General features: G+C 59.3%; 21 protein-coding genes. 8 read left to right on the forward strand and 13 right to left on the reverse strand.

The genetic code is table 11. The annotated features are described in order from the left end of the window. Positions 1-100: 100 nt before the first annotated feature. From mepA to N4A58_RS14335, 3 genes are read right to left on the reverse strand one after another with little or no spacing between them, the layout of a single operon-like run. Positions 101-1042: a penicillin-insensitive murein endopeptidase gene (gene mepA, locus N4A58_RS14325; RefSeq protein ID WP_293710737.1), complete on the reverse strand. Its 942-nt coding sequence runs from the start codon at positions 1040-1042 to the stop codon at positions 101-103. Further along, positions 1024-2376, reverse strand: coding sequence for an MFS transporter (locus N4A58_RS14330; protein ID WP_293710739.1), 1353 nt, complete (start codon positions 2374-2376; stop codon positions 1024-1026). Before N4A58_RS14330 ends, mepA begins: the two co-directional genes overlap by 19 nt. 57 nt (positions 2377-2433) lie before the next feature. After that, the gene (locus tag N4A58_RS14335; RefSeq protein WP_293710741.1) at positions 2434-2970 is read right to left on the reverse strand and encodes a thioesterase family protein; all 537 of its coding nucleotides are present in this window, start codon (positions 2968-2970) and stop codon (positions 2434-2436) included. A gap of 136 nt (positions 2971-3106) precedes the next feature. Between N4A58_RS14335 and N4A58_RS14340 the strand changes: the two genes are divergently transcribed. The 3 genes from N4A58_RS14340 to yaaA all read left to right on the forward strand — a co-directional run bounded on the left by N4A58_RS14340 (position 3107) and on the right by yaaA (position 6302). After that, positions 3107-3394: a YggT family protein gene (locus N4A58_RS14340; RefSeq protein ID WP_072709199.1), complete on the forward strand. Its 288-nt coding sequence runs from the start codon at positions 3107-3109 to the stop codon at positions 3392-3394. Positions 3395-3478: 84 nt separating this feature from the next. Next, positions 3479-5518, forward strand: a complete 2040-nt coding sequence (gene recQ, locus N4A58_RS14345; RefSeq protein ID WP_293710743.1) for a DNA helicase RecQ — start codon at positions 3479-3481, stop codon at positions 5516-5518. A 28-nt stretch (positions 5519-5546) separates the two neighbouring features. Then, complete coding sequence (gene yaaA, locus N4A58_RS14350; RefSeq protein ID WP_293710745.1) at positions 5547-6302, forward strand: peroxide stress protein YaaA; 756 nt, start codon at positions 5547-5549, stop codon at positions 6300-6302. On the opposite strand, the gene N4A58_RS14355 is transcribed toward yaaA, so the two are convergent. Both N4A58_RS14355 and N4A58_RS14360 read right to left on the reverse strand, forming a co-directional pair. Next, positions 6248-8797 (reverse strand): response regulator, encoded by a 2550-nt coding sequence (locus N4A58_RS14355; RefSeq protein WP_293710747.1) that lies wholly within the window; start codon positions 8795-8797, stop codon positions 6248-6250. The two genes, yaaA and N4A58_RS14355, sit on opposite strands and share 55 nt — an antisense overlap. Positions 8798-8869: 72 nt before the next feature. Further along, positions 8870-10042 carry an acetyl-CoA C-acyltransferase family protein gene (locus tag N4A58_RS14360; protein ID WP_293710749.1) on the reverse strand — a complete coding sequence of 391 codons (1173 nt, stop codon included), beginning with the start codon at positions 10040-10042 and terminating at the stop codon, positions 8870-8872. Between the two features lie 129 nt (positions 10043-10171). Between N4A58_RS14360 and N4A58_RS14365 the strand changes: the two genes are divergently transcribed. The 3 genes from N4A58_RS14365 to tdh all read left to right on the forward strand — a co-directional run bounded on the left by N4A58_RS14365 (position 10172) and on the right by tdh (position 13093). Further along, entirely contained in the window at positions 10172-10750 is a 579-nt protein-coding gene (locus N4A58_RS14365; protein ID WP_293710751.1) for an XRE family transcriptional regulator, read from the forward strand. A gap of 115 nt (positions 10751-10865) precedes the next feature. After that, positions 10866-12053, forward strand: a complete 1188-nt coding sequence (locus N4A58_RS14370; protein WP_293710753.1) for a glycine C-acetyltransferase — start codon at positions 10866-10868, stop codon at positions 12051-12053. Then, positions 12050-13093, forward strand: a complete 1044-nt coding sequence (gene tdh / locus N4A58_RS14375; RefSeq protein ID WP_293710755.1) for an L-threonine 3-dehydrogenase — start codon at positions 12050-12052, stop codon at positions 13091-13093. The genes N4A58_RS14370 and tdh overlap by 4 nt, the downstream gene beginning before the upstream one ends. A 253-nt stretch (positions 13094-13346) precedes the next feature. On the opposite strand, the gene N4A58_RS14380 is transcribed toward tdh, so the two are convergent. The 3 genes from N4A58_RS14380 to N4A58_RS14390 form a co-directional block, all read right to left on the reverse strand. Beyond that, the gene (locus N4A58_RS14380; protein ID WP_293710757.1) at positions 13347-14099 is read right to left on the reverse strand and encodes a metallophosphoesterase; all 753 of its coding nucleotides are present in this window, start codon (positions 14097-14099) and stop codon (positions 13347-13349) included. 70 nt (positions 14100-14169) lie between these two features. Further along, positions 14170-15765 carry a phosphoglycerate dehydrogenase gene (gene serA / locus N4A58_RS14385; RefSeq protein ID WP_293710758.1) on the reverse strand — a complete coding sequence of 532 codons (1596 nt, stop codon included), beginning with the start codon at positions 15763-15765 and terminating at the stop codon, positions 14170-14172. Positions 15766-15837: 72 nt separating this feature from the next. Next, a complete protein-coding gene (locus N4A58_RS14390) occupies positions 15838-16983 on the reverse strand; it encodes a phosphoserine transaminase (protein ID WP_293710760.1) in 1146 nt (381 codons plus the stop codon). Between the two features lie 158 nt (positions 16984-17141). Between N4A58_RS14390 and serB the strand changes: the two genes are divergently transcribed. Then, positions 17142-18017, forward strand: a complete 876-nt coding sequence (gene serB / locus N4A58_RS14395) for a phosphoserine phosphatase SerB (protein WP_293710761.1) — start codon at positions 17142-17144, stop codon at positions 18015-18017. Positions 18018-18102: 85 nt separating this feature from the next. Here serB and N4A58_RS14400 read toward each other — a convergent pair whose 3' ends face one another. From N4A58_RS14400 to N4A58_RS14410, 3 genes are all read right to left on the reverse strand, one after another. After that, positions 18103-18654, reverse strand: coding sequence for a 2OG-Fe(II) oxygenase (locus N4A58_RS14400; protein WP_072709175.1), 552 nt, complete (start codon positions 18652-18654; stop codon positions 18103-18105). Positions 18655-18788: 134 nt separating this feature from the next. Next, positions 18789-19043 (reverse strand): hypothetical protein, encoded by a 255-nt coding sequence (locus tag N4A58_RS14405; protein ID WP_293710763.1) that lies wholly within the window; start codon positions 19041-19043, stop codon positions 18789-18791. Positions 19044-19249: 206 nt separating this feature from the next. Beyond that, a complete protein-coding gene (locus tag N4A58_RS14410) occupies positions 19250-20908 on the reverse strand; it encodes an NAD+ synthase (RefSeq protein ID WP_293710765.1) in 1659 nt (552 codons plus the stop codon). A 211-nt stretch (positions 20909-21119) separates the two neighbouring features. On the opposite strand from N4A58_RS14410, the gene N4A58_RS14415 reads away from it, so the two are divergent. Next, complete coding sequence (locus N4A58_RS14415) at positions 21120-22595, forward strand: 2-isopropylmalate synthase (RefSeq protein WP_293710925.1); 1476 nt, start codon at positions 21120-21122, stop codon at positions 22593-22595. A gap of 12 nt (positions 22596-22607) precedes the next feature. Here N4A58_RS14415 and N4A58_RS14420 read toward each other — a convergent pair whose 3' ends face one another. After that, positions 22608-24140 (reverse strand): cryptochrome/photolyase family protein, encoded by a 1533-nt coding sequence (locus N4A58_RS14420; RefSeq protein WP_293710767.1) that lies wholly within the window; start codon positions 24138-24140, stop codon positions 22608-22610. Next, positions 24137-24802 carry an SDR family NAD(P)-dependent oxidoreductase gene (locus N4A58_RS14425; RefSeq protein WP_293710769.1) on the reverse strand — a complete coding sequence of 222 codons (666 nt, stop codon included), beginning with the start codon at positions 24800-24802 and terminating at the stop codon, positions 24137-24139. The genes N4A58_RS14420 and N4A58_RS14425 overlap by 4 nt, the downstream gene beginning before the upstream one ends. Positions 24803-24819 lie beyond the last annotated feature (17 nt).

A 24819-nucleotide genomic window follows, 5' to 3' on the forward strand; every position in this document is an offset into this window, starting at 1 on the left:
GTCGAAGGTGACGGCAACTCGCGCCCACACAGGGGCGAACGGACCGCGCATAAGGGGAGTCGCCCCCTTATGGCAAGCTCCCCTTTTGGTTAACGGATGGTTAACGTGGCGAGAGGATGGCCGCGCATTGCTGCGGCAGGTCCGCGACTTGGATCAGACGGCGCGGCTTGGGTTTGGGCGCATTCGGGTCCGGCGGCGGCGGGTTGATGATGTTGTTCACCCACTGCTGCGCATCATCACAGCCGTCCCCAGCTGGCGGCGGATCTTGGTTCACACAGCCGCTCATGCCCGCAGGACAGCTGAGGCGGACGTGGAAGTGGTAGTGATGGCCCCACCACGGACGCACTTTGCGCAGCCAGCTACGATCGCCCTTTTCGGCGTTGCAAATGGCCACCTTGGCCCCGGGGAAGACAAAGATGCGCGCGGTACGCGGGTCTTTGGCGGCGGCCTTGATCACCTCCATATGCTGGGGGGTCCAGTTGCTGTTGGTGTAGGCCCCGTTGGCGCGACGCATGGAGATTGAGGAAATGCTCTCGCGCTCGGCAACGCTCAGGTCCAGCCGCTTGGGCGGCAGCATCCAGATGTCGGCGTCCAGCCCCATCTGGTGGCTCGCATGGCCTGTCAGCATGGGGCCCCCACGCGGCTGGCTCATATCGCCGATATAGATGCCTTCCCAACCGGGTTGGCGGGCGGCCTTGGCGCTCAGGGTTTTTAGGAAGTCGACCAGTTCGGGGTGTCCCCAGTTCCGGTTCCGCGACAGGCGCATGGCCTGCCACGTGGGACCGGTTTCGGCCAGTTGCTCGGCGCCGGACACGCAGCCTTTGGCATAAGAGCCAAAGGCGAACGAGGGATGGGGCGAGCCTGTCTTTTCCGCGCCAAAGGCGAATTTCGCCGTCTGGTTCAGATCGACCCCGGGCGCGGGACCGCCAGAAAAGGCGATCGACTGCACGCGCGCCGACGCGGAGGGCGTCGGGACGTCGCCCGACTCTCCGCAAGCGGCGAGTGCAAAAAGGAGTGCGAAACTTAAGAGGCGTTTGACCATGATGCTGGATCTCCGTCTTTCGCTACAAAGCGTATCAGGAAGAGACCCGCGAGAAAAAGAACAATCAGAGGGGTTACCCCAATTTGCTGGCTACCCGTTAATAGGGTTACCGCCCCGATCAGCATGGGCGCAAGGAAACTGGTCGCCTTGCCCGCCAGTGCATACAGGCCAAATGCCTCGGTCATGCGGGCCGGATTGGCCTGACGCACCAGCATTGTCCGGCTTGCCGATTGCAGCACGCCGCCAGCCGCCCCGATCAGCGCCCCGACAAAGAAGAACGCGATATCCGGCAGCTTTGACCCTTCGGGCACGGGGACCAGCAAGACCGTTTCACGTGAAATCAGAACCGTCAGAACAGAGGCCAACAGCAGGAACAGGATCGACGTGACAATCACGGGCCGCGGTCCGAACCGCACGTCCAGCCGTCCACCCAGCCAAGAGAACAGCGCGCCAGAGATGATCGCCAACAAGCCAAAGATACCGGTTTGCTGGACGCTCCAGTCCAGAACGCCCGCCGCATAGATGCCGCCAAACACGTACATCCCGTTCAAAGCGTCCCGATACAGCATGGACGAGGCCAAATAAGCGGTCAGCGACGGATGCTTGGGCAGACCTTTTACCGTGCGGCCCAAATCCTTGAGCGCGGCCGAAACAGCGCCGACTGGCGCACGAACGGGCTTGGGATCGCGTACGAACAGGAAAAACGGGATCATGAACACCGCAAACCAGATCGCCGTCAGCGGACCGACGGCGCGGGTGCCCTCGCGAGCGCTGGCGTCCAACCCAAACACAGGATCAAGGCCAAGGAAGGTCTTGCCCGTCACCGCATTGTCCGCAAACAGCGCCAGCATGATGATCAGCGCGACCAAGCCGCCAAGGTAGCCAAACGCCCAACCATTGCCCGAAATCCGGCCCACATCCTCTTTGGGTCCCAGATCGGGCAGCATCGAGTTGGTAAAGATTGTGGCGAACTCCATCCCGATCATACCGATCGCAAAGCTCGTCATCACGAACGTCATATTGAGATTGTTCGGGTCCGCCCACCACAAGCCATAGGCGCCAAAAAAGTACATCACCGAGAACACCCAGATCCACGCACGGCGATTTCCCGAAGTGTCCGCCAACGCTCCTAGGATCGGTGCCAGCAAAGCAATCACGATTCCGGCGAGTCCAACCCCGAAACCCCAGGTTGCCTGTGCCGCAGCCCCATCGTTAAGCAGTTCTTTCACATAGGGCGCAAAGATAAAGGTGATCAGCAGGGTGGCATAAGGCTGGCTCGCCCAATCGAAAAAATACCATCCCCATATGCGTTTACGCACTTCCGCAGTTGCCATACGACACACCCCAATCTTGTTGCTTTGAAAGAACAGCTTTGGGGTGTCCAGTGCAAGCTATTCTTGCATAGGCGGCCAAGGCCGAAAGGCCTCTGCGCTGATCCACGCAGCAACCCAATCGGGGATTGGCGGGCTTTCGGCGGGCATATTCATCGCGGCGCACACGCGTTCGGGCGCGACGATGCCGTTCCGATCCGTCACAGCCGTGCGGTACAACACGTGGCTCGCGCATTCGCCGTTCGTCTTCCACATGCTTTGCTCGATGTAGATAAACTTGTCATCCCAACACAGGCCGCGACTGCGGATCGTAAACTTGTCGAACATGCGGACGCGGCGGCGCCAGCGGACCGTGGCTCCAGCCATCGTCATCAGCCATCCCTCTTTGCGCAGCGCTTTCCACAGCGGGGTGCGCATCGCCAAGGGAATGCGGGCCAGATCGTAGAGCGACAAGGACCGACCGTTATTCAATTCCATCCAGATATCGATGTCCCAAGGCCAGCAGATGTGCTGCGTTTCCATCGTCTCGGTCAAACCGATGGGCGGCTGTTTACGCTGTTTTAGGACACCGTAGGCAAGACGAATGAATGGGTACATGGGGCTCTCCGTTCCGCATTGCAGCATGACGCGTGCAATTGTCGGGTCAACGCGCAACGTTGCGTCACGCGGCACCCTTGCCCTCGGGCGTTCGGTCGCCTACCTATTTTGCGATGAAATTTGACAGGATGCGCCGATGACTTCGCTTTACCAGATCCTCATGCTGATCCTCGACGTGGTGTGGTTCATCATGATCGCCCATATCATCATGAGCTGGCTGATCAGCTTTCAGGTGCTGAACTTGTACCAGCCCTTGGTGCGTCAGATCTGGGACGGCCTGAATCGTTTGCTCGAGCCAATTTATGGCCCGATCCGCAGCATCCTGCCTGCAACTCCAGGCTTGGACCTTGCGCCGCTGGTCGCGTTCATCATCCTGATCGCGATCCGGATCATCTTGCAGAACAACGTCGGGCTGTTCCTCTAAATCTGGGGGCTTCGGCCCCTTGCCTGCCGAGTCTTGGTGTGGGACAGTCGCGCCCACCTCGAGCAGTATCCCAGAAGACACCCCATGCAGCACGCACATGATCTGTTGCGGCAGGTATTCGGATTCGATGCCTTTCGCCCCGGACAGCAAGATATCGTCGAAGCCGTAACAGGCGGCCAGAATGTGCTGGCCATCATGCCCACAGGTGGCGGCAAATCCCTGTGTTTTCAGCTGCCCGCTTTGGTACGCGATGGCGTCACGGTGGTGATTTCCCCGCTGATCGCCTTGATGCGCGATCAGGTACGCGGGTTGCGCGAAGCAGGTGTTGGCGCAGGTGCCCTGACATCCGGCAACACCGCCGAGGAAAACGATGCTGTGATGGAGGCTCTGCACCGCGGCGAGATCAAGCTGCTGTATATGGCGCCCGAGCGCCTTGCCTCAATGGGGACAGAGCGTCTGTTGCGCAACGTTGGCACCAGCTTGATTGCGGTGGACGAGGCGCACTGCGTTAGCCAATGGGGCCACGATTTCCGCCCTGATTACCTGCGGATTGGCGAGCTGCGACAGGCTTTGGACGTGCCTTTGGCCGCCTTTACCGCCACAGCCGATGCCGAAACCCGTGACGAAATCGTCCAAAAGCTGTTCGCCGGTGTCCAACCCACCTCTTTCCTGCGCGGCTTTGACAGACCCAACATCCATCTGGCCTTTGCTGCCAAAGACAGCCCGCGCAACCAGATCCTGTCCTATGCCGCCGCAAGACGGGGCCGCTCTGGCATCGTCTATTGCGGGACACGCGCGAAAACCGAAGGGCTCGCCAAGGCCCTGCGCGACGAAGGACATCTGGCCTGCCACTATCACGGCGGGATGGAGGCTGACGACCGCCGCGACGTGGAACGCCGCTTCCAGCAAGAAGACGGTCTGATCGTCGTCGCCACTGTCGCCTTCGGCATGGGGATCGACAAACCGGACATCCGCTGGGTTGCCCACGCAGACCTGCCCAAGTCCATCGAAGCCTACTATCAGGAAATTGGCCGCGCGGGCCGAGACGGTGCCCCAGCCGAGACATTAACTTTGTTCGGCCCTGACGACATCCGCCTGCGCCGCAATCAGATCGACGAAGGGCTCGCGCCACCTGAACGCCGCGCTGCCGACCATGCCCGCCTGAATTCGCTGCTCGGACTGGCCGAAGCTGTCACGTGCCGCCGCCAGTCCCTGCTGTCCTATTTCGGCGAGGACAGTGGACCTTGCAGCAATTGCGATCTGTGTGACCAGCCGCCAGAGACCTTTGACGGCACCGAAGCCGTGCGCAAAGCCCTATCCGCCATCCTGCGCACGGGCGAATATTTTGGTTCGGGCCATCTGATCGACATTCTGACCGGCAACGCGACCGACAAAGTGCGTGATCGCGGGCACGACGGCTTGCCGACCTTTGGCGTGGGCAAAGAATTCGACCGCCGCGGCTGGCAAGCCGTCTTTCGCCAGATGATGGGCCACGATCTGGTGCGCCCCGATCCCGAACGCCACGGCGCCCTGCGCATGACCGATCCGGCGATCCCAATCCTCAAGGGTGAGCAATCCATCACACTTCGCCGCGACACAATATCTGTCACGTCGCGCAGACCCGCCATCAAGATGATGGTGTCCGAAGAAGACATGCCTCTACTGTCCGCGCTCAAGGCCAAACGCCGCGCATTGGCCGAAGCCGCCAGCGTGCCCGCTTATGTCATCTTCAACGACAAGACCCTGATCGAGATGGCAGAGCGCCGTCCATCGAACCTTGACGAGATTGCGCGCATCTCTGGCGTTGGGGCGAAAAAGCTGGAACGCTATGGGACAGATTTCCTCGAAGTCATCAACGGCGAGGCGGCAGTCCTGCACCCCAGCCGACGAAAATTGGCAGGCCGCAGCGCTGCGAACCTCTACGACGCGTTGCTAGAGGCGCAGGCCGATCTGCTACGGGGATCAGACGGATTGGACAAACCGCTGAGTTGCTCGGCTTCGCAGCTGGCCAAAATCGCGGAACTCCGACCTCGGGACAATCAAACATTGGTTCGACTGCTCGGGGATCGCCGTGCAGAAAGATTTGGCGAAGCATTTCTGGACGTCCTACGGGAGGCGGGCTAAATCCGAGCGAAAGACTAAGGAGACAGAGATGCTGGCCGTTCTATCCCCCGCCAAAAAGATGGACATGGAGCCCCGCGACGGCGCCACAACCACGCCCGATTTCTGGGACAGTGCCGTAGAACTGGTAGGCGTGGCCCGCGATTTGACCGCCGCCGATCTGTCCAAGCTGATGCACATCAGCGACAAGCTCGGGAAATTGAACGAAGAGCGTTTTGCCAATTTTGGTGAACAAGAGCGCAAGGCCGCCGTCTATGCCTTTGCCGGTGACACCTATCAGGGTCTAGAAGCCAAGACTCTAGACGATGACGCCATGCGGTGGGCCGACGACCATCTGCGGATTTTGTCCGGCCTTTACGGAGTATTGCGTCCGCGCGACGCGATCGAACCCTACCGTCTAGAGATGGGCAGCCGCCTGAAAAACCCGCGCGGCAAGAACCTGTATGAATACTGGGGCCCACGCCTGTCCGAAGCGTTGAATGCTCAGGCCGAAGCTGCCGAAACAGATGTTTTGGTGAACTGTGCCAGCCAAGAATACTTTGGCGCGGTTGACCAAAAGGCTTTAAACCTGCGCATCATCACGCCCGTTTTCATGGAAGAAAAAAACGGAACGCCCAAGATCGTCAGCTTCTACGCCAAAAAAGCGCGTGGCTCGATGGCGCGCTACATGATGGAAAACCGTCTGACCGATCCAGCCGCGCTGCGCGACTTCGACATCGGTGGATATGTCTATCAGCCCGACTTGAGCGAAGACGACAAGCCGGTATTCGTGCGCCCTGCCTCCTGAAGCGTTTCTCTGCGCTGATCGATTTGCTCCAGAACCTCTGCCTTGCGCAGGGGTTTTGTCAGATAGTGATCGGCCCCTGCTGCGATCATCTTCTCCCGATCTTCGGGCAGCGCATGGGCGGTCATCGCGATCACAGGGGTCCGCGGCCAACCCTGCGCCTCTTCCCCGTGGCGGATTGTCCGTGTCGCCTCCATCCCGTCCATGCCGGGCATCGAGATATCCATAAAAATCAGATCAGGCCGAATTTTCGGGAATAGATCGACCGCTTCGGCACCATTGTTGGCGAACGTCAGCTCGATTCCCGCCGCTTTGACCATCTTGGAAAAGACGAGTTGGTTGGTTTTGTTATCCTCGGCAGCAAGGACGCGCAGAACCATCTGCTCGGTCGGCGCCGGTGGCTCAGGCACGACGGCAGGCTCTGGGGCTGTCTCGGCGATGTCTTGCAAGGTAGCATACAGGAATTCACGAGGGATCGGCTTCTGCAGGATGCGCTTGAACAGGTGCTTTGAAGGATCGTTCGCCGCCGCGCCAGGGTTTGATGACAAGAGGACCATGGGCAACCGGATGCCCGCATCCTCTAGAGCCTGCGCGAGCTCCAGCCCGTCCATCCCCGGCATTTGGTGATCGGTCAGCAGGATATCAAACCCCTGATCCGCCTGAAGCGTGGCGAGTGCGGCGGGCCCGTCCGCAACGGCGGTAACCTCTACTCCCATCAATGAAAGCTGCTTTTCCAGAATGCACCGGTGTCCTTGTTCGTCGTCCGCGACCAAAGCTCTGCGAATACGCTCACCAATCGCAGGCGGGGCGGGCAGTTCCCCATTTTCGGGCAGAGGCAGGCGGAAGCCAAAACACGTTCCCTTGTCAGGTTCGGATTCGCACCAAAGCTCGCCTTGCATCATATCGATCAAGCGGCGCGTGATTGCCAACCCAAGGCCCGTGCCTTCGAATTTGCGGTTCCTGTCATCCTCGACCTGATTGAACTCGCCAAAAATGTGCTCGATCATTTCGGGCAGAATGCCGATGCCGGTGTCTTCGATCAGGACGTGGATGTTGGATTTCTTGTCGTCTTTGTGGCCAGTGACGCGTACCCGCACGTGACCCGTTTCCGTAAACTTCACGGCATTTCCGATCAGGTTCGTTAGAATCTGCCGGATACGGCCGGGATCGCCAACGAACTGGGTCGGCATAAACAGATCATAATCCAAGAGCAGCGCCAGCCCCTTTTCCCGCGCTTTGGGTTGCAAGAGCATCAGGATCTCATGGATGCAGCGCTCCAGATCAAAGGAGACAGCGTGCAGAGCCATCTTGCCCGCTTCGATCTTAGAGTAATCCAGAACGTCGTTAATGATGACAAGCAACGCCTCGGCGGAATTGCGGATCGTATCCACATACAGTCTCTGTTCGTCATCGAGCTGCGTGTCACCAAGCAGGTCCGCCATCCCCATAACACCGTTCATCGGCGTGCGGATTTCGTGGCTCATGTTCGCCAAGAAGCTGGATTTCGCCCGAGAGGCTGCCTCGGCTCGGACTTTGGCATCCTTGAGTTCGGCTTGGTTTTTCTTGGTTTGGGTAATGTCCACGCGCAGACCGACACGGCCACCATCCGGCGTTTGATGCTCCAGGATGCGCAGCCAACGCCCGTCGCTCATCTGCTGCTCGCGCTCGGCGCCCGTCCGGTGATGCGACAGCCGCGCCTCGAGCCACTCTTTCTCGTGACCCAGAGCCTCGGCGTATTGTCCGCGATCCAACCCAAATCGCAAAATCTCTTCGAACGAGGCACCGGGCACCAACGCTGGCGCCGTGTCCGCATAGTATTGCCTGAACGTGTCATTGCAGGTGATCAGGCGATCATCTTGATCGTACAGGATAAAGCCGTCCGGAACCGAATGCACAGCAGCCCAAAGCCGCATCAGATCCGTCACGTCGACCCCAAGGGTCACCATACCACCTTGGGGCGTTCGCTGATCCACCAGCTTGATGAACTGGCCATTCCAGAGACGGAGAACCTCTGGCTCGGTCTCTTGGGATTGCCATCTTTGGATCATCCTCTGACACCAATCCATGGGCGTCTCACCCTGCAAATCCACAGTGCCCTCGAACGCAAGCGCATGGATGATGCTGGTGTAGCTGACCCCTTCTTGGATCTCAGCCAGTCCGTCGAAAATCTGCAAATAGGCACGATTGGCAAGGATCAGCCGCGCGTTTTCATCAAACAGCGCAAAGCCGTCCTGCACCGCCTCGATCGCTTGCCACAGACGCATTTCTGCGACCTCGGCCTTGGTCATCGCGACACCTAGGTCGACCAGAACACGGCTGTGGTCTTTGCGGATCGTCTCGACTTCATTGCGGGTTTCGGCAAGGTCGGCGGACAAGGCCTCGGCATGACGACCCAATTTGCGATTGGCCGCACTCAACTCTTCTTGCTTCATCTCGAGCAAGCGTTCCGCCGCCAGTCGCGCGCGTCGTTCCTGAGCCAGTCTGGAGGCCAGATCCATGAGCCGATTCCCTGTTCCGAATAGGGGCAACCTGACGGAACAGGGTGAATAGGCTCTTAAATTGCGGTGACTTTAGCGCTCAATCGCCAGCGCAATCCCTTGGCCACCACCAATGCACATGGTGATCAGGGCGCGTTTGCCACCGATTCTTTCCAGCTCGTACATAGCTTTGACGGTGATGATCGCGCCGGTCGCGCCCACCGGATGACCCAGAGCAATCGCGCCGCCATTCGGGTTCACCTTGGCCGGATCAAGTCCCAGTTCGCGGTTCACAGCGATGGCTTGCGCGGCAAAGGCCTCGTTCGACTCGATGACGTCGAAATCGCCGACAGTCAGTCCGGTTTTCGCCAACAAGGCCTGCACGGCAGGGACAGGGCCGATGCCCATCACCTCGGGGCGTACACCAGCGTGGGCATAGCCAATGATGCGCGCCCGCGGCGTCAGGCCCGCGGCTGTTGCAGCTTCTTCCCGCGCCAGAACCAAGGACGCCGCGCCGTCATTCAAACCACTCGCATTGCCTGCGGTGACAGAGCCATCCTTGCGGAAGGCAGGGCGTAGTCCGGCCAAGGTTTCCAATGTGGTCGCCTTGGGATGCTCATCGGTGTCAAAGGGGACCAACTCGCGCTTGCGCTTCACCTCGACCGGCACGATTTGATCTGCGAAATAGCCCGCTTCGATTGCAGCGGCGGTGCGGCGCTGGCTTTCCACGGCAAAGGCATCCTGATCTTCGCGGCTCACGCTATGTTCAATTGCCACGTTTTCGGCGGTGATCCCCATGTGACCTGTGCCAAAAGGACAGTTCAGCGCCCCCAGCATCATGTCCTGCGCCTGCATATCGCCCATTTTGGTACCCCAGCGCGCGCCGGGCACGATGTAGGGCGAACGGCTCATGCTCTCGGCACCGCCCGCCAGCGCATAGTCTGCATCCCCCAGCATCAGCGATTGCGCGGCCGAGATGATGGCCTGCACGCCCGACCCGCAGAGCCGGTTCACGTTCATCGCGGGCACGCTGTCGGGAATACCCGCATCCATCGCAGCGACGCGCGACAGGTACATGTCGCGTGGCTGGGTGTTAATGATGTGGCCATAGGCAACGTGACCGATCTGCTCCGGCGCGACGCCAGCCCGCTCCATCGCCGCTTTGGCCGTGATATTCCCCAAAGTCGCTGGCTCGATCCCCGCCAAGCTGCCGCCAAAAGTGCCAATCGCGGTGCGTGCGCCGCCTAGAATTACGATACCTGTCATGGGTGCTCCCTCCCCCTGTGATTGCAGGTAGGTTAACCCTGCAAAGAGCAGTATGTCATAAAAACGTGGGGTCAGATTTCGGGACCGGATTGCTTGACTTTAGGGCTCGTGCAGGGGCTTAGTTCCGCTATGACGGATGAAGCCTCCACCCCCGAAACCGAAGTCCTCTCGCTACTGCCCACTCGCCTGCGCTCTGCGCGTCGGGACAAGGGGCTGTCGCTGGATGCGGTCGCCAAACTGTCAGGCGTATCCCGAAGCATGGTCAGCCAGATCGAGCGTGGGGAATCCAGCCCGACCATCGCGACCCTCTGGAACCTGACTCGCGCTCTTCAGGTGGATTTCGCAGGGCTTCTCGAGGGTGTGGATGAGCCTGCAGGCATCGAAGTGCTGCGCAACGCAAATGTCCCGCTGATCGCCAACGCGGGTCAGGGATGCTCGATCCGCATTCTATCCCCGCCCGAGGAAGTCGGTCGTCATGAAGTCTATGACATCCGTTTTCAGGACAGCGGGATTCTGGACAGCGCCCCTCATAAACGGGGAGCGCGGGAACATTTGACCGTCATTAGTGGTAATGTTCGTATCAAGGCTGGTGACAAGGTCGAGATGCTCGGACCCGGAGACACAGCCCGCTATCCGGTCGACCAGCCTCATACAATCAGCGCCGAGGCTGGCCCTGCACAGGTGTTTCTGGTGGTTCAGGATGCCTAATTCCACCGTGCAGTCGCGAATTTCCGATATCACGGAAATTTTCCCCTAAAACAGATTTCCGGTATTTTGGAAATTCTTCCGTCATGCTACCTTTGTGGAAACACGGAGGTGATTCATGACGACCGCATTTCTGAACCAGATCACAGAAACCCTGCACGAGATCGAAAAAGACGGTCTGTATAAACGGGAGCGGATGATCACCTCGCCCCAGTCGGGATGGGTATCTGTGGGCGATCGCAAGGTTCTAAACCTGTGTGCGAACAACTATCTGGGGCTTGCGGATCACCCCGACCTGATCGCCGCCGCCAAAGGCGCGATGGATGATCATGGGTATGGCATGGCCTCGGTCCGGTTCATTTGCGGCACCCAAGACCTGCACCGAGAGCTGGAACAGCGGCTGGCAGACTTCCTTGCCAAAGATGACGCGATTCTGTTCGCCGCCTGTTTTGACGCGAATGGCGCGCTGTTCGAACCCCTGCTGGGCCCCGAGGACGCCATTATCTCGGACGCGCTGAACCATGCCTCGATCATCGACGGCATTCGGCTGTGCAAGGCGCAGCGCTATCGCTACGCCAATTCGGACATGGCGGATTTAGAGGCCAAACTGATCGAGGCAAAGGAGGCCGGGGCGCGTCACATCATGATCGCCACCGACGGCGTCTTCAGCATGGACGGTTATCTAGCCAAGCTGCCCGAGATCACGCATCTGGCTACCCAATACGGCGCAGTGGTGATGGTGGACGACTGCCACTCGACCGGCTTTATGGGTCCAAAGGGGGAAGGCACCGCAGCGCACCAAGGGGTCGACGTCGATATTCTGACCGGCACCTTGGGCAAGGCTTTGGGCGGCGCTTTGGGCGGCTACATCGCAGGCCCCCAACCCGTGATCGACCTGCTGCGCCAGCGAGCGCGGCCCTATCTTTTCTCGAACGCGCTGCCGCCTTCGGTCGTGGCCGCAGGGATCAAGGCGCTGGAGTTGGTCGAACAGGGCGACGCGCTGCGCGAACAGCTTTTCGAGAACGCAAAATACTGGCGTGCTGGTTTGACCGACCTTGGTTTTGACTTGCTGCCGGGCGAACACCCCATCATCCCCGTCATGCTCGGCGAGGCGCAAAAGGCCCAAGATATGGCGAACGCCCTGTTCGAAGAGGGTGTCTATGTCTCGGGCTTTTTCTTCCCCGTGGTGCCCAAGGGCCAAGCCCGCATCCGCACCCAGATGAACGCCGCCCTGACCCGCGATGATCTGGATTTCGGCCTGAACGCCTTTGCCAAAGCTGGCCGCAAGATCGGAGTGATCGCATGACCCGCCCCAACACCATGAGCGCGCTGGTCAAGGCGCAGCCTGCTGTCGGCCTCTGGCAGGAACAGCGCCCTGTGCCCGAGATTGGCCCAGATGACGTGCTGATCCGCGTCAAGAAAACCGGCATCTGCGGCACCGACATCCATATCTGGAACTGGGACGAGTGGGCGCAGAAAACCATTCCCGTCCCGCTGATCACCGGTCACGAATTTGCGGGCGAAATCGTGGATATGGGCCGCAACGTCGAAGGGCTCTCGATCGGCCAACGTTGTAGCGGCGAAGGGCACCTGATCGGCAAAACCAGTCGCCAAAGCCGCGCGGGCCGTTTCCACTTGGACCCTGAAACGCGGGGGATCGGGGTGAATGAACAAGGTGCCTTTGCCGAATACCTGCGGCTGCCTGCCTTTAACGTGGTGCCCCTGCCCGATGAAATTAGCGACGACATTGGCGCGATCCTCGATCCGCTGGGTAACGCGGTGCACACAGCGCTGAGTTTCGATCTATTGGGCGAGGACGTGCTGATCACCGGTGCGGGACCCATCGGCATCATGGCCGCCGCAGTCGCCCGCCACGCCGGTGCGCGCCATGTAGTAATTACGGACGTGAACGCTGATCGCTTGGCCTTGGCCGGGCAGGTTGCGGACGTCACCCCCGTGAATGTCGCCCAAGAAGACCTGCGGGATGTGATCGCTCGCCTCAAGATGAAGCAAGGATTCGATGTCGGGCTAGAGATGTCCGGCAACCAGCAAGCCTTGGATCAGATGGTCGAGGCGATGGTAATGGGTGGACGGATTGCGCTACTCGGCATCCCGCCGGGCAAAAGCCCCGTGGACTGGTCTCGAATCGTTTTCAAAGCGATCACCCTCAAAGGCGTCTATGGCCGAGAGATTTTCGAGACGTGGTACAAGATGATTGCGATGCTGCAAAACGGGCTCGACGTGAGCCGTGTTATCACCCATCGGTTTGCGAAAGACGACTACATTCAGGCCTTTGAGACCATGCGATCAGGCAAGTCCGGTAAAATTGTTTTGGACTGGACGTGAAGCCTCTCGAAATCCGCAATTTCGCGCGTGCAGCATGCGATATTTTTAGGTCGGAACCTTTGGCGTAGTTTGAAGTTGTCATCATGAGTGACTGATATTCAGACTGCTCTGCCGACAGCCTGACCCGCAATTTACGCGGCACGGTGGCAATTCCCGCGATTGCGGGCTGCATCGCCCCAACGATGCCATGTAGTTAAAGACCTTTGAAATCAAAGGGGGAGAGTTGCGAAGCCTCTCCCCCTTTCTTTTTTCTTTATTCAGCGGTCACATGCGGCCGAACGGGCACGCGTCCCTCTTCGGTCAGCTGCCAGATGTCTCGCCCCTCAACGACCACTGCAGAGATCTGACCGCCGTATGCGGCACCGGTGTCGATATCCACGCGGTTCCCGAAATGGGTGATCCGGTCCAGATGCGTGTGGCCGTGAAGGATCAGTGGGCCAAAGCTGCCTTTGTGCTCGTGGAACGGGCCACGAATCCACACCAAGTCGTCCTGCACCTGTTGATCAAGCGGCACGCCGGGGCGCACGCCGGCGTGGCAGTAAAAAACATCATCTGTGGGATAGCATTCACGCAAACCCGCGATGAAATCCAAATGCCCTGATGGCACTTTCGCACGGCCTTCGGCGTGGATTTCGTGGATCGGGCGGTCGTCGGACACATCGACACCATAGGACGCCAGCGTTTTGCGCCCCCCGATATTAATGTCCAGCATCAGCCAATGCAGATCGTGGCGCAGAGGGTCGGGTTGTTCGACTGGTTGCAGAAAATGCCACATCATGCGGTCGTGATTGCCCAAGAGATTGATCCAAGGTTTTCCCTCTGCCTCTCCGGCCATCAGATAGTCCAGCACCCCGCGCACATTCGGTCCACGGTCGGCGTAATCCCCCAAGTGGATCACGGGGGCATCTATGTCACCACAGCGTGTACGATCCAATTCAATCAAGCGGTGCACGCCTTGCAGTTTGTCCAAATGACCGTGGATATCGCCAATCGCGTAGCAGCGCATGAAACCTCCGAAATGAAAAAGCCTGCCGCATTGCTGCGACAGGCCGATCTTTAGCACACCTAAAAGGTGATTACTTGACGTCGAATTGAAGCGGCTTGACCTGCTTGAACTTGCCGGTGCCTTTCAGCGCGCTGACAACAGTCTCGTCGATCGGTGCATCGACATAGAGCAGAGCGATTGCTTCGTCGCCCGATGCCTTACGGCCAAGGGTAAAGTTCGCGATGTTGACGCCGTTCTCACCCAGAACGCCGCCCAGAGTACCGATGATGCCCGGCACGTCGTCGTTGGTCGTGTACAGCATGTGCGCACCGATCTCGGCGTCAATGTTGATGCCTTTGATCTGAATGAAGCGCGGCTTGCCGTCGCTGAATACGGTGCCAGCGATCGAACGCTCGAAGTTTTCGGTGACCACGGTCACTTTGATATAGCCTTCGAATGCGCCCGACTTGTCCTGCGTGGTGGTCGAAATCTGCACGCCGCGCTCTTTGGCGATGACGGGTGCGGAAACCATGTTCACGTCAGGGTTGGTCGCCTGCATGATGCCAGCCACAACAGCCGAGGTCAGCGCGTCGGTGTTCATGTCAGCCGACACACCGTCGTACAGAACGTTGATGGCCTTGATCGCGTCGTCAGTCATCTGGCCGATGAAGGCACCTTCGTGACCGGCCAGTTCAATCCACGGTCCCATGACCTTGGCTTCTTCGGCAGTGATCGAGGGCATGTTCAGCGCGTTTTCAACAGCGCCGGTCAGCAGGTAGTTCGACATCTGCTCGGCAACCTGCAGAGCAACGTTTTCCTGCGCCTCGGTGGTCGATGCGCCCAAGTGGGGGGTGCAGACAACGTTGGGCAGGTTGAACAGAACGTTCTCTTTTGCGGGCTCTTCTGCGAACACGTCGAACGCAGCGCCAGCCACGTGGCCGGACTTCAGCAGTTCTGCCAGAGCCTCTTCGTCAACCAGACCACCGCGGGCACAGTTGATGATGCGAACGCCTTTCTTGGTCTTCGCGAGGTTCTCTTTGGACAGGATGTTGCGGGTGCCGTCGGTCAGAGGAACGTGCAGAGTGATGAAGTCAGCACGCGACAGCAGCTCGTCCAGCTCAACTTTCTCGACCTGCATCTTCTCGGCTTTTTCTTCCGACAAGTAGGGGTCGAACGCGACGACTTTCATCTTTAGGCCGCGGGCACGGTCGCACACGATGCCACCGATGTTGCCTGCGCCGATGACGCCAAGGGTCTTGCCGGTCAGCTCAACGCCCATGAACTTGGACTTTTCCCACTTGCCCGCGTGGGTCGAGGCCGACGCTTCGGGGATCTGGCGCGCAACAGCGAACATCATAGCGATGGCGTGCTCGGCAGTGGTGATCATGTTGCCGAAGGGCGTGTTCATGACGATCACACCTTTTTTCGACGACGCTTCTTTGTCGACGTTGTCGGTGCCGATGCCTGCGCGGCCAACGACCTTCAGGTTGGTGGCATGCTCGAGCAGCGAAGGCGTGACTTTGGTCGCCGAACGAATGGCCAGACCGTCATACTTGCCGATGACTTCTGCCAGCTTTTCTTTGTCTTTGCCCAGTTCGGGCATGAAGTCGACGTCGATGCCACGATCACGGAATATCTGAACGGCGGTTTCGGACAGCTTGTCGGATACGAGAACTTTGGGAGCCATTTTGATGGTCCTTTGATCTGAGAATTCTATGAGGATGTTCGGGGGCGGCGAGGCGCCCCCAAGGGGGAAAGCTTAGGCTTGCGCTTCGATTTCAGCTTCGAAGGCCCACTCGAGCCAAGGCATCAGAGCCTCGACATCAGAGGTTTCCACGGTGGCACCGCACCAGATGCGCAGCCCTGCGGGCGCGTCACGGTATGCACCGATGTCCAGCGCAACGCCTTCTTTTTCCAGACGCTTGGCAACAGCCTTGGCGAATGCCGCGCCGTCCTGAATGCGCTCGTCGGTGAACTTCAGGCAAACCGAGGTATTCGAGCGGTTTTCGTCGTTCACGGCAAGGTTCGCGATCCAGTCTTTCTGCTCGCAGAAGTCCCAGATGACTTTGGCGTTTGCATCCGCGCGCGCCATCAGAGCGGGCAGACCGCCAATGTTGCGGGCCCATTCCAGAGCAACCAGATAGTCCTCAACAGCCAGCATCGAGGGGGTGTTGATGGTCGCACCGGTGAAGATGCCGTCGATCAGCTTGCCGCCTTTGGTCATGCGGAAGATTTTGGGCATCGGCCACGCGGGGGTGTAGCTTTCCAGACGCTCAACCGCGCGGGGGCTCAGGATCAGCATACCGTGGGCCGCTTCGCCGCCCATGACCTTCTGCCAAGAGAAGGTGGTCACATCCAGTTTGTCCCAAGGCAGGTCCTGCGCAAATGCGGCCGAGGTGGCGTCGCAGATGGTCAGACCTTCGCGGTCGGCGGGGATCGCATCGCCATTGGCAACGCGCACACCCGAGGTGGTGCCGTTCCAGGTGAAGACAACGTCGGTGGTATAGTCGATGGACGCCATGTCAACGATCTCGCCGTAGCCGGCCTCTTTGACCTCTGCGTCGATTTTCAGCTGCTTGACCACATCGCTGACCCAGCCGGCGCCAAAGCTTTCCCAAGCGACCATGGTCGCCTTGCGGGCACCCAGCAGCGACCACATGGCCATTTCAACCGCACCAGTGTCGGATGCGGGAACGATGCCGATTTTGTAGTCAGCGGGGATGCCAAGAATGTCACGGGTTTCTTCGATGGCAGCCTTCAGCTTGTCCTTGCCCACAGCGGCACGGTGCGAACGGCCCAAAGCAGCGTCCGACAGCAGTTCCAGCTTGAATGTGGGGATTTTGGCGCAGGGGCCCGAAGAAAAACGCGGATTTGCCGGCCGCGTAGCCGGTTGTGCGATAGCCATTGCTGGTACCCTTCCAGATAATCGCCTCTCGTTGGGGAGAGGTGTCCCGCTGACGCAGATACGGGGCTTCGCGCTCTTTCACAATAGCCAATTTGTCGCTATAGCGCCGCTTGAGTGACGAAAAACGACGACTTTGTTCCCTATAGGAAACTTCCCTCATGTATGTGGCAACCCTACTGACCAATCCTGCCAATCCTGCGCTGGACGCGATGCTTGTTGATTCTCTGCGCAATGCGTGGGGCGGTGGAGCCGTTCAGTGGCTGTGCCCCGACGTGGCCGCAGAGTTCGGTCTGGACGTGTTGCCTGACAACCAGTGGGATGTGTGGGAAGACCTGCAAAAGCAAGGCGTTGACCTGGTGATCCAGCCTGCGGAAGGTCGCAAAAAGAAGATGCTTCTGGCGGATATGGACAGCACCATGATCCAGCAAGAGTGCATCGACGAATTGGCAGACGAAGCAGGTGTCGGCGAGCGCGTCAAAGACATCACCGCCCGCGCGATGAACGGCGAGCTGGACTTCGAAGGTGCCCTGACCGAGCGCGTGGGCCTGCTGAAAGGCCTACCCGAGAGCGTCATCGACAAAGTTCTGGCCGAGCGCATCACCTTTATGCCCGGTGGCCGCGAATTGCTGGCAACGATGAAAGCCAACGGTGCTTACTGCGCTTTGGTGTCTGGCGGTTTCACAGCGTTCACTGCGAAGGTGGCAGCGGAACTAGGCTTTGACGAGAACCGCGCGAACACGCTGATTGCCGAAGGTGGGGAGCTGACTGGTGACGTTGGTCGCCCGATTCTGGGCCGCGAAGCCAAAGTGCAGGCTTTGGAAGAGATTACAAAGCGTTTGGGGATCACCGAGGCGGATGTTGTGGCCGTGGGGGATGGTGCGAATGATCTGGGAATGCTGGGTCGGGCTGGCGCAGGCGTGGCGCTGCACGCCAAGCCCTCAGTCGCGGCGCAATGTGATATCCGCATCAACAACGGCGATCTGAGTGCGCTACTGTACATTCAGGGCTACGCTAAAACGGAATTCGCTGGATAACGGGGTCGCGGCTGGCGCCGCGCTGCCTTCTGCGAGGGTATTTTCACCAAGATGAAGGGGCCGCTGTGGCCTCTTTTGCTTTACGTCAGCGGAACGGGGTTCCATGGCTCCAGATCGTCAGGCTCTGGCGGGTGCCGTCGGTAACAGGGGTTACGCGGTGCATCATGAAGCTGGGGAACAGGGTCGCCGTACCGCGCGCAGTACTCGCAGCAAGACAATCGCGTCCGGTCATGAGCTCGAGCTTGCCGCCTTGGTAGGCATCGGTTTCGGAGAGTTGGACCACCATGGTCAGTTTGCGACGGCTGGCGATGCGGCCCTCGCCAATGTCAGAGTGCCAATCGAAATGCCCACCAGCGCTGGCGCGATAGGTGGCGACTTGGGCGCTTTCTGCAAATTCGCTGATCTCGAAATCAAATACGTCGCGGTTGGCCAAGCGCACCAGTTCCAGGATGCGGTCCATCACCCATTCTGTATCCGAGACTTCGTCCAGCCAAACCAGTTCAGCGCGGCGATAATTATGATCTTTCTGGTCACGAACCAGTTTGGCATCACTCGGGATCGCATCATTTACGATCTGAGTGATGCGGTCACATTCGGCCGCCGAGAAGGCGTCGGGTATCTGGTGCACAGTAATCATTGAAGATGTCCGTAGAACGAGAATTCGGAAGCGTTCCGTTAGGGCTATTGCCCTGAGTCGTCTGATAGAATTCCGACACGGCATCCCAAATGCGACATGAAAATGCACGCCACGTTCTACCACGAGCTGTGATGCTACGGAGACCGCGCAACGTCACGGAAATGGCGTATGGCATCGGCCAGATCGTCAAAATCGCCAAAAATCCGACTGCCCTCTACCTCCGCGAAAATTTCGTCCGTAGGGTGCTGCAGGATTTGGTAGATGGTCCCCATGTTGCCTTGTGCCACACGGCGCACGCGCGAGAAGTCTTGCCAACGCAACGAATGGCCATCCGGCAGATGAATACCAAGCGCATCGGCACGCATGACCTCTGGCGCGCTGCGGATCATCCTATCCCTTTGCCACAAACGCCCTGCACCGATCAAAGTGATCAACGCGCAGAGCGGCAAAAACACAAGGATCAGATTCGAAAATCCACGCTGTACCCCGAGGGAAACGCAAAGTAAAAAAGAGGCCGGCCCAATCAAGAGGGCCCAGAACGCCAAGGCCCACGTTACGCGCGCCCAAAGCGGGCGCTCGTATATGATCAGTGGCGTCACTTTCCGGTCCGGAAGCGGTTCACGATCGGGTAGCGCCGGTCCATCCAGAACGCCTTGGTCGTGAGACGCGTGCCAGGGGCTGCCTGATACCGCTTCCATTCATTGATGTAGAGTAGATGTTCCACCCGCTTGACGTCGTCTCGATCATAGCCGCGCGAGACCAGATCATCGACCGATTCCTCGTGGTCCACGAGACCGGTCAGGATCGCGTCCAGCACGTCGTAGGGGGGCAGGCTGTCCTCGTCCTTTTGGTCGGGGCGCAGTTCGGCGCTCGGGGGTTTGGTGATGATACGGGGCGGGCAAACCTCGCCTTCCGGACCCTTCATCCACGGGCGATGGTGGGCGTTGCGCCAGCGACAGGTCTCGAACACGCGCGATTTGTACATGTCCTTGATCGGGTTGTAGCCACCGTTCATGTCGCCGTAGATCGTGCAGTAGCCCGTGGCCATTTCCGATTTGTTGCCGGTGGTCAGCAGCATTTCCCCGAACTTGTTGGACAGCGCCATCAGGATGGTGCCGCGGATACGGGACTGGATGTTTTCCTCGGTTACGTCTTCGGCCAAGCCCTCGAACATCGGGGCCAAGGTTTCGGTAAAGGCATCGCGGGCGGGCGTGATCGGGACGGTGTGATATTTCACGCCGAGGTTTTCAGCGATCTCTTTGGCGTCCTCAAGCGAGTGTTCGGAGGTGTATTCGGAGGGCAGCATAATGCAGCGGACATTGTCTGCGCCGATCGCATCCACAGCGACCATCGCGACCAAGGCCGAGTCGATGCCGCCGGACAGGCCCAAGAGCACCTTCTTGAAACCGGACTTGCCGAGGTAATCGCGCAAGGTGACGACCATCGCGTGGTAGTCTTGCTCCCATGCATCGGGGTGAGCGGCCAATTTGGTTTGCTCTGCGTCCCATCCTTCATCGGTGCGGTTCAGGGTGATGTGGGCGACAGCCTCTTCGAACACCGGCAATAGAGCGGCCAATTTGCCACCACGATTCAACACGAAAGAGCCCCCGTCAAACGCCTGATCGTCTTGACCGCCGACCATGTTCACATAGACCAGCGGCATGTCATTCTCGATCACACGGGATACCATGTGAGTCAGGCGGGTGTCGTACTTGTCCCGGCGATAGGGCGAGCCGTTGGGAACCACCAGAAACTCTGCGCCTGTTTCGGCCAGTGTTTCGGCGACGTCTTCGTGCCAAGCATCCTCGCAGATTGGGGTGCCGATGCGGACGCCGTTCAGCACATAGGGGCCGTTCATTTCGCCAGATTTGAAGGTCCGCTGTTCGTCAAACACGTTGTAGTTCGGCAGGTGATGCTTCAGCAGTTGGGCGCTGATCTTGCCGCCGTGCAGGACAAAGTACCCATTGTGCAGGTTCGGACCGACCATCACAGGCGCACCAATCCCGATGGCAGGGCCGTCGGCGCAATCGGCCGCCAGTGCCTCCAGATGCTCCATGCAAGCGTTCTGCAGGGCAGGCTTCATCACTAGATCCTGCGGATTGTAGCCAAGAAGGAACATCTCGGGGCAGACCACATAATCAGAACCGGCCTCTTTTGCCTCGGCCCAGACCTGACGCACGCGATTGGCATTGCCCGAAAGGTCCCCCATCACTGGGTTCAACTGGGCCATGGTCAGGCGGAAACTCTGGGTCATGTCGATAGCCTCTTGCGGTCATATGCAGGGGTCGCGTCCCCACCGCTTTACCAGAATGCGGCCCGAGGGAAAGAGATCGCGCGAAATCCGTTGCCCGAAGTCGGGGGGTGAATTAGGGTCCGATGTAGGTTGTTTACTGGGATCTTCCCCGTAAGAGGAGTGAAAGATGCGCGATTTCAAAAGCTTTGCGGCGACGACAGCACTTGCCGTGATGTTAGGCGGATCGGTTCTGGCACAAGACACGGGCGAGGTAATTACCAAGCAATATGACGACGGCGGCATCTACGAGGGCACGTTCAAAGACGGTCTTCAGGATGGCACCGGCACCTATCGTTTGCCGAACGGATTTACATACACGGGCGACTGGGTCGCGGGTGAAATCCGCGGTCAGGGCGAGGCACGCTTTCCCAACGGATCAGTCTATGTGGGCCAGTTCGCCAAGGGTAAACCCGATGGCGTCGGCAAGATCACCTTTGCCGATGGCGGCACCTACGAGGGCGAGTGGGTCCAAGGTGAGATCACCGGCCAAGGCGTGGCCGATTACGCAACCGGCGTCCACTACGAAGGCGGCTTCTTGAAGGCGATGCACCACGGCAAAGGCCGGATGGAGAGCCCCGGCGGCTATGTCTACGAGGGTGACTGGGCCAACGGCGTCAAAGAGGGGCGCGGCACGATCACCTACCCCGACGGCGCGGTCTACGAGGGCGAAATTAAGGACGGCACCCGCGCCGGCGAGGGCACTCTGACCATGTCCGACGGACTGACCTATCAGGGCAACTGGTCCGACGGTCAAATCAACGGCGTGGGCAAACTCACTTTGGCCAACGGCGACGTGTACGAAGGCGAACTGGTCGACGGCAAGCGTCAGGGTCAGGGCAAAGTCACCTATGCCAACGGCGACACCTACGAAGGTGCGTTCGAAAATGACCAGCGCCACGGCCAAGGTACCTTCACCGGCGCGGACGGCTACGTCTACAACGGCGACTGGGTCAGCGGCGAAATTCAAGGGCGGGGCAAGATGACCTACCCCGATGGCTCGGTCTACGTGGGTGAAGTCGCCAAAGGCTTGCCCGACGGGCGCGGCACCATCCGCTATCCCGACGGCAACAGCTACACGGGCGACTGGGACTCCGGCGTGATCGAAGGTCAGGGCAAGATCACTTATACCAACGGTCTGGTCTACGAAGGCGGTTTCAAAAACGCCCGCAACGATGGCCAAGGCGTCCTGACCATGCCCGATGGCTATCGCTACGAAGGGGAATGGTCGAACGGCGAACGTCAGGGCAAAGGCACAGCAACCTACGCAGACGGCACTGTCTACGAAGGTGACTTTGTCGCGGGCAAGCGCGAGGGCACCGGCACGATCACCATGCCCGATGGCTTCCGCTACGAGGGTGAGTGGAAGAATGGCGAGATCAGCGGCGAAGGCACCGCGACCTATGCCAACGGGGACGTCTACCAAGGCACCTTTGTCGAAGGCAAACGTCAGGGCTTTGGCGTCATGCGCTACACCACCGGCCAGCAGACCGAAGGGCAGTGGGACAACGGTGCGCTCGTTACCGAAGGCGCGGATGAGGCGCCGGCCGACACCGCGACCGATGCGCCCGAAGTTCCTGCGGAGACTGAAACCGAGGCCCCTGCGAACGACGACGCAGAGCCTGAAGCAGAGGCCCCCACAACCGAGTGACTTAGACGGGTGTCAGATAACCCCGCCCTGATCCATCCGGCGCAGCAGGCTATCGGCTTCAGAGAGCACCGTGTCGCGGTGCTCTTCGTCCATCCGGTCCCATGTGCGATACATATTTCCCATACGCGGGTTCTTTTCGAACCGCTCGCGGTGGCGATCCAGAAAATGCCAGTACAGCAGGTTAAACGGGCAGGCCCCCTCACCCGTCTTCTTGCTAACCTTGTATTCACAGGATTTGCAGTGATCCGACATCCGATTGATGTAGCTGCCAGAGCTGACATAGGGCTTGGACCCCAATAGGCCCCCGTCGGCGAACTGGCTCATCCCAATCGTGTTCGGTGCCTCGACCCACTCATAGGCATCTGCATAAACGCCCAAGTACCATTCGTGCACCTCGGCAGGATCAACACCCGCGAGTAGCGCGAAATTCCCAGTGATCATTAGTCGTTGGATGTGGTGCGCATAGGCCTCTTCCTGAGTAACCTTAACCGCACATTCCACACACTTCATCTTGGTCTCTGCGCCCCAGTAAAACGCGGGCAACTTGCGGCCATGCTCCAATGTATTGCTCTGCATATAATCCGGCCCTTGGAGGAAATAGATGCCGCGCACATATTCCCGCCACCCGATGATCTGCCGAATGAACCCCTCGACCGCATTGATCGGTGCGTTGCCGTTCTCGTATTCCTTTGCCGCCGCCTCGCAGACCTCCAGCGGGTTCAACAGCCCCGCGTTGATGTAGGGCGACAGGATCGAATGATAGAGCCACTTCTGGTCCGTCAGCATCGCGTCCTGAAAGTCCCCAAACTTGGGCAGCGCGTTCGTCATGAAGTCCTTCATCGCATCCAGCGCTTGCTCCCGCGTGGTCGCAAAGAAGAAGCCATCCAGATCACCGAAGTGGTTGGCGAACCTATCTCCAACCAGATCCAGAACCTCTTGCACATCTTCGTCAGGTTCGAACCTCAGGGGGCCATCATGGCTCACGTCATCCGGCGCAGGCTTGCGATTGTCGTGGTCGAAATTCCACTTTCCCTCGACCGGATCGTCGCCATCCATGAGCAAACCGGTCTTGCGCCGCATATCGCGATAGAAATACTCCATCCGCAGGGATTTGCGCCCCTCGGCCCAGTCCTGAAATTCGGTGTGCGATGCCAGAAAGCGATCATCGTTGAACATGTGCACACTGACCGGACAATTTTCGAGCGCACTGATCAGGCGGAACTCTCCCGGCTCGGTCGCGATCACCTCATGGGCATTGAACTCTTTGGCGCGGCGCATCAACTCGCCGCAAATGCTGTCGCTGCCCTCGTCTTCAAACCGCTTATACGCAACCTGCCAACCGTCGGCCTCCAGCGCCTTGGCAAATTTGCGCATCGCCGCAAAGACAAAGGCGATCTTCTTGGGATGGTGCTTCACGTAAGTCGCCTCGTCCCCGACCTCGGCCATGACGACGACGTCATGCTCTTTGTCCCCCTCTTTTAGAGCGGACAGGTCCATCGACAGCTGGTCTCCCAGAACCAGAATCAAGCGCTTCTTCTGGCTCACCACGGAATCTCCTTCATCGCGTAATCGTAAAATCCACCGGATTGCGCGGGTTGCAGCCCCTCAATCACATCTACCAGACGCGCTGCCGCGACTTCGGGTTCCACGGCCGGATGCCGCCCCAGATATTTCCGCGTGAACTCGGTCGCGACGGTCCCAGGATGCAAGGCCACACAAATACAGTCTTTATGCGTCCGCCCCAACTCGATTGCGGTGCCGCGCACAATTTGGTTCACCGCCGCCTTTGACGCGCGATAGCTGTGCCACCCCCCAAGCCTGTTGTCCCCGATGCTCCCGACACGCGCGGACAACACCGCCAGAACAGAGCGCCCTTCCTTCGGCAACAACCGCGCCGCATGTTTTAAAACCAAGGCCGGCCCGATGCAGTTCACCGCAAACTGGTCCGCCATCGCCTTGGCATCCAACTGGCGCACAGATTTCTCTGGCGCCGCGCCATCCACCTCCAAGGCACCAGTGGCATTGAACACCACCTCAAACGGCACCTCCAGACGCCCGAGGACTTCGGCAACAGAGGTCTCATCCGTGACATCCAGCCCATCCAAGGACCGCGACACACCAACGACATCATATCCGCGACGCGTAAACTCCGCGCACATGGCCGATCCGATTCCCCCCGATGCCCCGATCACCAGTGCCCTTTTCATACTCGCCCCTTGCAGAC

Origin of the sequence: Donghicola sp., from assembly GCF_025210255.1 — a bacterium.
GTDB lineage: Bacteria > Pseudomonadota > Alphaproteobacteria > Rhodobacterales > Rhodobacteraceae > Donghicola > Donghicola eburneus.